Annotated in this window: 8 protein-coding genes; 3 read left to right on the top strand and 5 right to left on the bottom strand. The window is 67.9% G+C overall.

All coding sequences use genetic code 11. From position 1 onward, the window contains the following. From cimA to VGP60_RS37455, 5 genes are all read right to left on the bottom strand, one after another. Positions 1-1,389, bottom strand: a 1,389-nt coding sequence (gene cimA / locus VGP60_RS37435) for a citramalate synthase (RefSeq protein ID WP_327552953.1), incomplete at its 3' end; no start/stop codon positions are given. 352 nt (positions 1,390-1,741) lie between these two features. Next, entirely contained in the window at positions 1,742-2,779 is a 1,038-nt protein-coding gene (locus tag VGP60_RS37440; protein ID WP_327552954.1) for a 3-isopropylmalate dehydrogenase, read from the bottom strand. Between the two features lie 378 nt (positions 2,780-3,157). Continuing rightward, positions 3,158-6,559, bottom strand: coding sequence for a S8 family serine peptidase (locus VGP60_RS37445; protein WP_327552955.1), 3,402 nt, complete (start codon positions 6,557-6,559; stop codon positions 3,158-3,160). 334 nt (positions 6,560-6,893) lie between these two features. Continuing rightward, positions 6,894-8,492, bottom strand: coding sequence for a phosphoglycerate dehydrogenase (gene serA, locus VGP60_RS37450; RefSeq protein ID WP_327552956.1), 1,599 nt, complete (start codon positions 8,490-8,492; stop codon positions 6,894-6,896). Between the two features lie 112 nt (positions 8,493-8,604). Next, the gene (locus tag VGP60_RS37455; RefSeq protein WP_327552957.1) at positions 8,605-9,168 is read right to left on the bottom strand and encodes a TetR/AcrR family transcriptional regulator; all 564 of its coding nucleotides are present in this window, start codon (positions 9,166-9,168) and stop codon (positions 8,605-8,607) included. 139 nt (positions 9,169-9,307) lie between these two features. Here VGP60_RS37455 and VGP60_RS37460 point away from each other — a divergent pair, with 139 nt between their 5' ends. The 3 genes from VGP60_RS37460 (at position 9,308) to VGP60_RS37470 (ending at position 11,530) form a co-directional block, all read left to right on the top strand. Then, a complete protein-coding gene (locus VGP60_RS37460; RefSeq protein WP_327552958.1) occupies positions 9,308-10,216 on the top strand; it encodes a TIGR03620 family F420-dependent LLM class oxidoreductase in 909 nt (302 codons plus the stop codon). After that, complete coding sequence (locus VGP60_RS37465) at positions 10,213-11,028, top strand: TIGR03620 family F420-dependent LLM class oxidoreductase (RefSeq protein WP_327552959.1); 816 nt, start codon at positions 10,213-10,215, stop codon at positions 11,026-11,028. The genes VGP60_RS37460 and VGP60_RS37465 overlap by 4 nt, the downstream gene beginning before the upstream one ends. 160 nt (positions 11,029-11,188) lie before the next feature. Beyond that, positions 11,189-11,530: a VOC family protein gene (locus VGP60_RS37470; protein ID WP_327552960.1), complete on the top strand. Its 342-nt coding sequence runs from the start codon at positions 11,189-11,191 to the stop codon at positions 11,528-11,530. Positions 11,531-11,550 lie beyond the last annotated feature (20 nt).

Raw genomic sequence — 11,550 nt, forward strand, 5'->3', positions numbered from 1 at the left:
CAGGGCGGCGTCCAGCGCGTGCACCGGGCCGTTGCCCTCGGCGGTGGCGATCACTCGGTGGCCGTCCACATGCACCTTGACGGTCGCCTCGGAGATCACTCCGCCGTCGGAGCGATGGTCGAGCACGACCCGGTAGGACTCCAGCACGAATGGCGGCTCGTCGAGCACGTCGCTCTGCGGCCCGTCCACCTCGCGGCGCAGCAGTAGTTCCAGCGAGGCGTCCGCCGCCTCGAAGGACCAGCCCTGCGCTTCGAGGCGCTTCACCTTGCGGACCGCGTTGGTCAGCGCCTCGGGCTGGGCCGCGAGGTCCACCCCGAGTTCACGTCCCTTGAGCTCGAGGCTGGCCCTGCCGGCCATCTCGGTGACCAGTACCCGCATGTCATTGCCGACAGAAGCTGGATCGATGTGGTTGTACAGCAACGGATCCACCTTGATCGCGCTCGCGTGCAGACCCGCCTTGTGGGCAAAGGTCGACGCCCCTACATAAGCCTGGTGGGCGTAGGGTGCGATATTCGCGATTTCGGCAAGGGCATGGGAGACCCGGGTGAGCTCGGCGGCGCCTCCGGTCGGGAGCACCTCCATACCGAGCTTGGCCACCAAGTTTCCCGTCACGGCGAACAGATCGGCGTTTCCGGCCCGTTCCCCGTAACCATTGGCGGTGCACTGAACGTGCGTCGCGCCGGCCTGCACGGCGGCGATACTGTTCGCCACCGCACAGGAAGTGTCGTCCTGGCAATGGATTCCCAAGCGGAATCCCGTTCGGTCCTTGATCTCGCGCACGGTTTCCGCCAGCCCCAAGGGAAGCTGGCCGCCGTTGGTGTCGCACAGCACCAGGACGTCGGCGCCGCTGGTGGCCGCCGCGTCGAGGACCCGCAGTGCGGTGTCCGGGCTGTAGGCGTAACCGTCGAAGAAGTGTTCCGCGTCAAGGAAAACGCGACGGCCTTCGCCGACGAGGAAGGAAACGGTGTCCCGCACCATTTCACACGCTTCGTCGACATCGACCCGCAATGCGCGTTCGATATGCCTCAAGTCCGATTTGGCCACCAGCGTCACGACCGGGGCCTGTGAATCGAGCAGGGCGCGCACCTGCTTGTCCTCGGAGGCTTTGGTCCCGGCCTTTCGGGTGGAACCGAAAGCCACCAGCGCGGCGTGCTTCAGGCTCAGCTCACCGGCGGCGGCCTTGGCGAAGAACTCGGTGTCCTTCGGCATGGCACCGGGCCAGCCGCCTTCGATGAAGCCCACGCCCAGTTCGTCGAGCAGCCGCGCCACGGCGAGCTTGTCCGTGACGGAGTAGGAGATCCCCTCACGCTGCGCACCGTCGCGCAAAGTCGTGTCGTAGAGGTGGAAATCGTCGCCGAGCGGGGTGCCGGCAGGCTCCGTGCGATTCACGGTCGGTCTCCTTGAGAAAGTCATTCAGGCCAAAGGGCACAAAAAAACCCCTCGCGATGGATGCGAGAGGTTTGCGCGCCGGATGCTCTTGTGGAGCACCTATCCGGCGCGCTGCGCAATAATGATCGAGAAGGAAGCCATACCGCGACTATGCCACACCCCTCCCCCACCTTCCAAGCCTTGGTCCGAACTTCCCACGATCTGGGCGCTCATCCCTTGGTGAGGAAATCGGCGAGGGCGCGGGGTTGCGCGGGCCTTCGACGAGGCAGGCGGCCGCGTGGGGTCGTGAGTGGCAACGAGTGTTCTAACACTGTTACGCACTCACGACCCCACCTGCCCAGCCGTTTAAGTCTTAAGCGGTACGGACGTTCGAGGAAACCAGCGCCGCCAACCGATCACCGATCGCGTGTGTCGCGCCCGGGGATGCCTGGTCACGGGTTGCGAGATCAAAGGCCACGGAGGCCTCGATCCGGCGAGCCGGTTCCTTGAGGCCGAGGTGGTCCAGCAGCAACGCGACGGACAGCACTGCCGCCGTCGGGTCCGCCAGGCCCTGGCCCGCGATGTCCGGCGCGCTTCCGTGCACCGGCTCGAACATGCTCGGGTTCTTGCGGGTGATGTCGAGGTTTCCGCTCGCCGCGAGCCCGATGCCACCGGTCACGGCGGCCGCGAGGTCGGTGATGATGTCGCCGAACAGGTTGTCGGTGACGATCACGTCGAAGCGGGACGGGTCGGTCACCAGGTGGATCGTCGCGGCGTCCACGTGGGAGTACGCGACCGTGACGTCCGGGTGCTCCAGCGAAACCTCTTCGACGATCCGCGACCACAGGCCACCGGCGTACTCGAGCACGTTGGTCTTGTGCAGGAGCGTCAGGTGCTTGCGGGGGCGGGCCTCGGCGCGGTTGAACGCGTCCGCGACCACTCGCCGGATGCCGAACGCCGTGTTGACGCTGACCTCGGTGGCGATCTCGTGCTCGGTGTCCTTGCGGAGCAGGCCGCCGTTGCCCGCGTACGGGCCCTCGGTGCCTTCCCGGACGACGACCATGTCGATCTCGCTGTTGTCGGACAGCGGGCCGCGGACACCCGGATACAACCGCGCGGGGCGGAGGTTCACGTGGTGGTCCATCTCGAAGCGGAGTCTCAGCAGCAGACCGCGCTCGAGGATGCCACTGGGCACACTCGGATCACCGACAGCGCCGAGCAGAATCGCGTCGTGCTGCCGGAGCTCACCGAGCACCGACTCGGGGAGCAGCTCACCGGTGGAATGCCACCGGGCGGCTCCGAGGTCGTAGTTGGTGGTCTCAGCCGTGGGTACGACTTCACCGAGCACCTTGAGCGCCTCGGCGACCACTTCGGGTCCGATCCCGTCACCTGGGATCACAGCGAGCCGCATCCAACACACCTCCGTTGACCAGACCTCCGGTGCCCCGGATGGCCCATTCGCAAGAAAACACCAGCAGCGGCAGGTTACCGGCCGTAGGCAACCAGCTGTAGCCGCACCACCCTTATGCCGAGGCATCCCGCATGCCGAGACACTCTTCCAGGTGAAAAAGTAGCTGATCCGCCCCGCACGAGCTGCCTAAAACGAACCCGCTTGAGCCGAAGGCACGCTATCGGGGCGGCAGGGCGCCATGCTCGCGAACGTGAAGTTGACCTGCCAGAGAGCGCCCTGGCGACGCGATCGCGTCGCGGGTTCATCGGGCGAGAAATCAGGTGAAAAAAAGGTGCCCCGACGCGGAGAAAGTCCACGCCGGGGCACCGTATGTCGAAACTAGCCAACCCCGATGGGCTGCCTGCCCACGTGGCGGCCCGGTCGCCCGGCGCCCGCCTCGGAGCCCGCCTGCGTCGCGTTGACCTTCACCACGGCGGCACGGTTGCCCGCGGCGTTGTGGTGCTCGATCGCGAGCAGGCCCAGCACGGTGTCCTTCGACGCCGAAGCGGCGTCGCGGTTCACCACGAGCGCGGTGCCCGGCTTGGCGGTGTAGCCCAGTGCCGCGTCGCCGCCGCCCTGGACCGAGTAGCCCGGCGCCAGCGCGTCGAACGAAAGGGGTGTGCCGACCTCGTCGATCAACCCGTTCGTGCTGCCCGGTGCGGTGTAGTACCCGGTGGTACCGACCGTGTAGCTGATGCGGTGCGAAGCCGCGTTCGGGTCGATGCCCAGCGCGGCGATGCTCACCGGCAGGACGACGACGTTGGTGTCGAACACGTTGGTGTCGACGTCCCCGAGCTGGCCGTTGACGGCCTGGATGTCGACGGTCGGGAAGCCCGGCTTGAGCGCGACGGTGTTGACGAGCAGCACGTCCGTCGCGGTCGCCTTGGTCACGAACGACTCGAAGTCCGCGACGCCGTCGCCGGTGGTGTCGATGTCCACGAACGGCACGGTGTTGCTGCCGAGGTTGGCCCAGTCGCTCCAGGTGGTCAGGCCGAACGCCAGCAGCGCGTTCTCCGGTTCACCCTGCACCTTGGCCAGCGGGGCCGTGGACGCGGCGCCGACGTACTGCAGGTCGCCGCCCTTCGCGGTGTTGTTGAGCGTGCAGTCGGCGGTGGTGCTGCCGTCGCACTCGGGCAGCTGACCGGAAGAGGCCTGCAGCTCGAACACGCTGATCAGCGAGCGGTACCGCTGGGCACCAGCACCCTGATCGACACCCTTTCCGGTGAGATTAAGCACCGATTGGGTGGCGCCGGCCGGGAAGTTGATCGACGTTGAAGTGCTGATCGCCGAGACCGGCTTGGGCGCGGCGTAGACCGGCACCCGCAGGCCCACGGTGGCGCCCTTGGTCGGGGTCAGCGCGACCCGGCCCGAAGCGTCGGCGAGGAACTGACGGGCCAGGCCCGCCTGCTCGGCGTCCATCGTCGGGTCGATGACCTTGCGCAGCGCCTTCGGGTCGGCGATCTTCAGGGTCACCTTGACCGTCGCGATACCGCGCGGGCTGAGCTTGACCGAGGACTTGTCGAGCTCGTAGGTGACGCCGGGCAGCTGGTCGATGCCCTGGTAGGCCACGGAGTACTCGGCGGCCTTCGTGCCCTTGTTGACGACCTTGATCGTCTTGCTCAAGGTCACCGGTCCGGCGGCTTCGACGGTGCCGAAGTTGACGCTGACCGCACCCGGGTCGTCGACGACGTACGCGAGGACGGAGTTGTCCAGCGCGGCCTTCGCGTCGATCCGGCCGCTGCCGACCCGCTGCGGCGCGTAGGTCTGGCCTGCCGCGTTCTTCAGGTCGTGCCCGGCGGTGTTGATCACCGACGCCTTGACCTCTTCGACCGACCAGTCCGGGTGCGTTTCCCGGATCAGCGCGGTGATGCCCGAGGTGTGCGGCGCCGCCATCGAGGTACCGGACAGCACGGTCCGGTCGTTGCCGCTGCCGCGGAACGCCGACGCGATGGTGTCACCGGGCGCGGAGACGTCCGGCTTCACGGCCGGGCCGCGGACGCCACGCGAGGTGAACGAACTCGGGCTGTCCACAATGGACTGGTCGTAGGTCTGCAGGCTGGCGCGCCCGGTACCGGTGAGGTGCACCTGCAGTGTGCCCGCGGTCAGCGCCGGGCGGAGCGGCGCGGTGGCCGAACCGGTGAGCTGGAACATCGGGATGCCCGCGTTGCCGGCGATTCCCGCCGCGAAGTTCTCCAAAGTGGACGAAAGCAGTACGCCGACAGCGCCGGCGGCCTGGGCGTTGTTCGCCCGCACCGCGGAGCCACAGGCCCGCGTGGAGTCGTTGTCGTCCCATTCGAGCCAGGCGAGCTTGCCCGTCACGGCCGTCTTGTCCGCGGCGGAGTAAGGCGCGCAGCCGTCGGCGTTCTCGGCCGAGAGCTTGGCGACCGGCTTCGTGATGTCGAGGGTGGTGTAACCGGCGTAGCTCTGGCTGAACTGGCCGCCCTTCTTGCCGGCGACGTTCGCCGGGGCGGTCACGTCGATGGCGTCACGCAGGATCGAGGCGTCCCGGCTGCTCGCGACGGTCAGCGCCTCGGGGGTGTTGCCAGGGGAGCCGGCGATGTCGTAGAGGTCGCCACCGTTGCCCGCGGAGAACACCGGGAGCACGTTGTTGGCGGCGAGCTTGCGGACGAACAGCGAGTCGGGGTCGTCCGGCGCGCCGAAGTCGCTACCGAGCGAGAGGTTGACCAGGTCGAGGTGGTCGGTGAAGTCGCCGTCGCCGTCCGGGTCGAGCGACCAGTCGAGCGCCAGTGAGGTGACGCTGGTCGAGCCCTCGCAGCCGAACACCTTGATCGCGTAGAGTGAGGCCTTCGGCGCGGTGCCGGGGCCGATCTTCAGCGCGTTGATCTTCTTGGCGTTGAGCTTCGAGTAGTCACCCTTGAAGGTGCTGCCGTCGGCGTTGACGCCGAACCCGGCGATGCTGCCGGCCACGTGCGTGCCGTGCTCGCCACAGGCCAGCGGGTTGGGGTCCGGCTGGGGCGTCGGGGAACCGGTGTTGCCCGCGGAGTCGTAGTCGTCACCCACGAGGTCGATCCCGCCGACGACCTTGTCGGTCGGGAAGTACGACGGCTCGACCTTGGTGCGGTCGACGGCCTCGTAGGCGGCGGGCGTGCCGGGGCCGCCGAAGTCGGCGTGCGTGTAGTCGATCCCGTCGTCGATCACGCCGACGCGGATGCCGTCACCGAACTTGCCGGTCTGCTGCCACGCGGTGAGCGTGTTGGTCAGCTGGTCCGCGCTCGCGTTGGTGCGCTTCTTCGGCACGACAGTGCGCACGGAAACGACGTCAGCGCGCTTCGCCAGCTCGCGGACCTTGGCCGCGTCGGCTGTCACGACAGCGCCGGCGACGGCGTTCGACGTCCGCGCCACGAGCTGTGTGCTGGAGTCCGCGGCCTTCAGCTGGCCCACCACGGAGTTGACGGCGCTGTCGGTTTCGGCCTTGGCGGCCTTCGCGGCGCGCTTCGCCTGCTCCTTGCCGCCGCCCCTGTTCTGTTCGGCGTTGAAGGCGTCGACAGCCGGCTTCTTCGCGAGTTCCACGAAAACGGTGATCTTGCCTTCGACGGCGTTCAGCCGCGGCGAAAGCTTGCCCTGGAACTTGGCGGCGTCGATCTTCGCCGTGCCGACCCCGTCGGCGAGCGGGGCATCCTGCGCGGTGGCGGTGGATGTCCCGATGACAGTGGTCGCCAGCATCGCGGCGAAAACCGCGGCCGACGACCGCGCGGCCCACTTGGGTACGCGAATTCTCATGAGTTCGTGCCCTCACTCGAGGTGTGTGTGAAAACCTGCCGCCGCTCGAACACACCCCCGACAGGTGAGCGCCCGGCGCCGCGCCGTGCCCTCGACGGCGCGCGGTTCAACCTCGCCGACGCGACTTAACAGCACGAACAGCCCACATCGCTACAGCTGGAAGTAGCAATCGTGGATCAGTCGATCGGGCTACACCGTCTACCTGGGACTGCCGGACGCCGCGTTACCCGAATGTGACACCTCGTGAACACCTACCCCGTGACATGAACGGACCCTTCATCTCAATTTTCGAGATGAAGGGTCCGTTCATGTCAGTTTTCAGGCAGATACCTAGCTAGTTGAACTGCACCGCGCGGATGGTGTGGGCGCCGACGGAGGCGCCGATCGGCTCGAGCAGGTGCGAGTCCACCGGGCGGTCGACACGGAGCAGCATGACGGCGTCGTCACCGTCGACGGTCTGGCTGATCTGCGCGGCCTCGATGTTGATGCCGGCCTCGCCGAGCAGGGTGCCGACGCGGCCCATGATGCCGGGGCGGTCGGGGTACTCGACGAGCAGCACGCTGCCCTCGGCGCGCAGGTCGAAATGGCGGCCGTTGACCTCGACGATCTTCTCGTCCTCGGCCTTGCCCGTCACCGAACCCGACACCGAAAGAACGGCACCGTCGGTGTGCACCGCGCGCACCGTCACCAGGCTGCGGAACTTCGGGCTCTCCGACTCGGTCTCGAGCTCGACCTCGACGCCGAGCTCCTTCGCGAGGCTCTGCGCGTTGACGAAGGTGACCTGGTCCTCGACGACACTGGAGAACACGCCACGCAGCGCGGCGAGCTTCAGGATGCTGACGTCCTCGGAAGCCAGCTCGCCCTTGACCACGACGGTGACCGACGCGGGCGCCTTGGTGCTCAGCGCGGCGAGAACGGTGCCAAGCTTCTGGGTCAGCGAGAGGTACGGGCGGACGTGCTCGCCGACCGTGCCGCCGCCGGAGACGTTGACCGCGTCCGGGACGAAGTCGCCGCGCAGCGCGAGCAGCACGGAACGGGCGACGTCGGTGCCCGCGCGGTCCTGCGCCTCAGTGGTCGACGCGCCGAGGTGCGGCGTGACGACGACGTTGGGCAGGCCGAACAGCGGGCTGGACGTGGTGGGCTCGGTGACGAACACATCGATGCCCGCACCGCCGACGTGCCCGGATCCGATGGCGTCGGCGAGGTCTTCCTCGACGATGAGGCCACCGCGCGCGGCGTTGACGATGATGACGCCCGGCTTGGTCTTCTTCAGCGCCTCGGCGTCGATGAGCCCCTTGGTCTCAGGGGTCTTCGGGAGGTGGATGGAGATCGCGTCGGCGCGCCCGAGGAGCTCGTCGAGCGTCACGAGCTCGATGCCGAGCTGCGCGGCGCGTGCGGCCGAGACGTAGGGGTCGTAAGCGATGATCTTGGCGTCGAAGGCGGCGAGGCGCTGCGCGAACAGCTGGCCGATCTTGCCGAGCCCGACTACACCGACGGTCTTGCCCTGGATCTCGATCCCGGAGAACGAGCTGCGCTTCCACTGCCCGGCCTGCAGGCTCTGGTCGGCGGCGGGAACGCGGCGCGCGACCGAGAGCAGCAGCGCGACGGCGTGCTCGGCGGCGGAGACGATGTTCGACGTCGGCGCGTTGACCACCAGCACACCGCGGGCGGTGGCGGCGGGGACCTCGACGTTGTCCAGTCCGACACCGGCGCGGGCGACGACCTTCAGCTTGGTCGTCGCGGCGAACACCTCGGCGTCGACCTTGGTGGCGGAACGCACGAGAAGCGCGTCGGCACCCTTGACGGCCTCGAGCAACGCGGGACGATCGGTGCCGTCCACATGCTGGACCTCCACCTCGTCCCCGAACACACTCAGCACGGAGGGCGCGAGCTTCTCCGCGATGAGGACGACGGGCAGGTTTGGCTTGGTCACGATGCGGCTCCCACTAATTGGTCACGAAATCGAGGACGCTCTGACGCGCACGACGTTGTGCCCGGATGAGCAGCAGTTTAGTCCCGCGCCTTACTTGCGTGCACGCAAGGTGTTAACTCGCGCGCAACCCGCCGAAAACAAGATCGAAAAGCCGGTCGACGGCGTTCTCACTCCCGACGTGCTCACTCGCCCAGGCCACGGCGTGCGCGAGGAGGAGCAATTCCTGGGTCGTGACGTCCTCGCGGAGCTCTCCAGCCTCCCTCGCCCGTTCCACTAGGTGGGATAGACCGGTCCGCATGGCGTGGCAGGAAGCGTAAAGCCGGGAGGTTTCGTCGGTCAGCGCGGTCATCATCGACTCCGACAGGCCGCGGTACTGAGCCGATGTGCGGCCGATGTCGAGCAGCCAGGTGCGCAGCGCGTCGACGGGCGAGGGGTCGTCCAGCAGTTCGCGCGCGGTGGCGGCCTGACTGTCGAACTTGTCTCTGAGGAGCGTCTCGAGCAGCGCTTCCCGCGTCGGGAAATGGCGGTACAGCGTGCCGATGCCGACACCGGCGTTACGCGCGATGTCCTCGAGCGACGCGTCGACGCCGTGGCGGCCGAAAGCCAGCTTGGCCTCTTCGACCAGGCGTTCGTAGTTGCGGCGGGCGTCGGCACGCATCGGCTTCGCGGTGTCCATCTTGTCCCTGAGGTTAAAACGCGACGCGAAGCGTCTCCGTTGAGGGTGGCGGTGGGCGACGGGTGGGATTAGGGGTAGCCAAACGGAGGCTGCCTCCGTAGATTAACCGGAGGCAGCCTCATGTTACCTGGGAGAACTGATGGACCTGATCGAAGAAACCCGGACCAAGCTCGGACCGGTGGGTGTCTGGCTTCCGTCCGCGCCGCTCGCGCCACCCGCGGACGTCGAACTATGGGCGACGCGGCGGATCGAGGAGCTCGGCTACGCGTCGGTGTGGAGCGGCGAAGGCGGTCGCGCACGGGAAGCGTTCGCACTCAACGGAACCCTGCTCGCATCGACCGGCCGGATCGTGCTCGGCACCGGGATCGCGAACCTCTGGGCCCGCCCCGCGCGGACGATGCAGGGCGGCGGCACCACCCTCGCCGAGGCGCATCCCGGCCGGTTCGTGCTCGGTGTCGGCATCGGCCATTCCTTCCAAGCCGCGAAGGCGGGCTCGGACTACCGGCCGATGGAACAGGCGCGAGCCTATCTGTCCGCAATGGACGAAGCCGCCACCGAAAACCCGCCCCGGGTGGCGTTTCCGCGGGTGCTGGCCGCCGTCGGGCCGCGCATGCTGGAGCTTTCCGGGGAACTCGCCGACGGCGCGCACCCGTTCGCGCAGCCTTTCGAGCACACGCCGTACGCCCGGGAAATCCTCGGCCCGGACAAGCTGCTGATCCCGACGCAATCGGTACTGCTGGGCGACCGCGAACAGGCCAGGGCGAACCACCGTCAGACCATCGCGATGATGCGCCGTGTGGACATTCCGCACTACCTGATGGGCTGGAAACGCTTGGGCTACACCGATTCCGATATCGACGACGTCAGCGACCGGCTCGTCGACGGGCTCACCGCGTGGGGCGATGAGGAAGCCGTCGTCAAGCGGGTGCGGGACCTGCTCGACGCGGGCGCGGACCACGTCCTCGTCTCGCCCATGGGAGACAGCCTGGAGTCCATTGTGGAACAGCTGGAGCGCCTCGCGCCAGCCCTCGCGGAGGTGACCCGATGAGCGTCGGAATCTGGACTTTCTCCTTCGAGGACAAGGAAATCAGCGCGGTCCGCGAAGCCGCCGCGGACGTCGAAGAGCTCGGGTTCGACACCCTGTGGTTCGGCGAGGCCATGGGCCGCGAGGCGTACACCCACGCCGGCGTCCTGCTGGCCGCCACCCGGACTCTGCGCGTCGCCACCGGCATCGCCAACATCGCCCGCCGGGACCCGCTCGCCGCCGCGGGCGCCGAACAACTGCTGAACCGGGCCTACCCCGGCCGGTTCGTGCACGGCCTCGGCGGCCAGCGCGTCGGCGCGAACCCGGTGAACGCCGTGCGCGACTACCTCGCCGCGATGGACGAAGCCCTGCCCGGTCCGCGTCCGCAACGGCTCCTCGCCGCGCTCGGCCCGCGCATGCTCGAACTTTCCCGTGACAACGCCGACGGCGCGCACCCGTACTTCGTACCCGTCGAACACACCGCCCTGGCGCGGGAAACCCTTGGCCCGAAAGCTTTCCTGGCCGTCGAGCAAGCTGTTGTCTTGGATGGTTCACGCGGCCACGAACTGGCACGCGAACACGTCGCCTTCTACGCCAAGAACGCGCCGCACCAGCAGCTCAACCTGCGCCGCCTCGGCTTCACCGACCACGACCTGTCCACCATCAGCGACCGCCTGGTCGACGCTATCGTCGCCTACCGCGGCGACCAGTCCGTCGCCGACCGCGTCCAAGCCCACCTCGACGCCGGCGCCGACCACGTCTGCCTCCAGGTCATCACCGACGACGACCGCATCCCCCTCCCCGAATGGCGCCACCTCGCCACCCTGGTGCACTGACACTCACAGCCGGGACACACGCCTACACCGCGGGGAAACACGCCTACCCAGACGGGAAACACAGCTACGCGAACGGGAACCACCCGAGCCCAGCGTGTTCCCCGGCTGGGTAGTCGTGTTTCCCGTCTGTGCAGGCGTGTGTCCCGGTTAGGGTGTGGGGATGACTTACACGCTTGACTACCTCGAGTTTTCCAGTGGTGACGGGCAGGGATCGCAGAAGTTCTTCGCGGAGGCGTTCGGCTGGTCGATGACCAGCTACGGGCCGGAATACGCGGCGATCGACGATGCCGGTATCGGCGTCGGGATCCATTCCGCGGCCGAGCGCGGCGCCGAACCGCTGGCGGTCATCCAGACCACGGACCTCAAGAAAGCCGTCGCCGACGTCGTGGCGGCGGGCGGCGTCATCACCAAGGAGCCGTACGACTTCCCGGGTGGGCGCCGGTTCCACTTCCGCGAGCCGGGCGGCAACGAACTCGCCGTGTGGACCAGCGCGGAGGAGTAACACGCCGGTCGGCCGACGCG

It is taken from the genome of Amycolatopsis sp., from assembly GCF_036008905.1.
Classification (GTDB): Bacteria; Actinomycetota; Actinomycetes; order Mycobacteriales; family Pseudonocardiaceae; genus Amycolatopsis.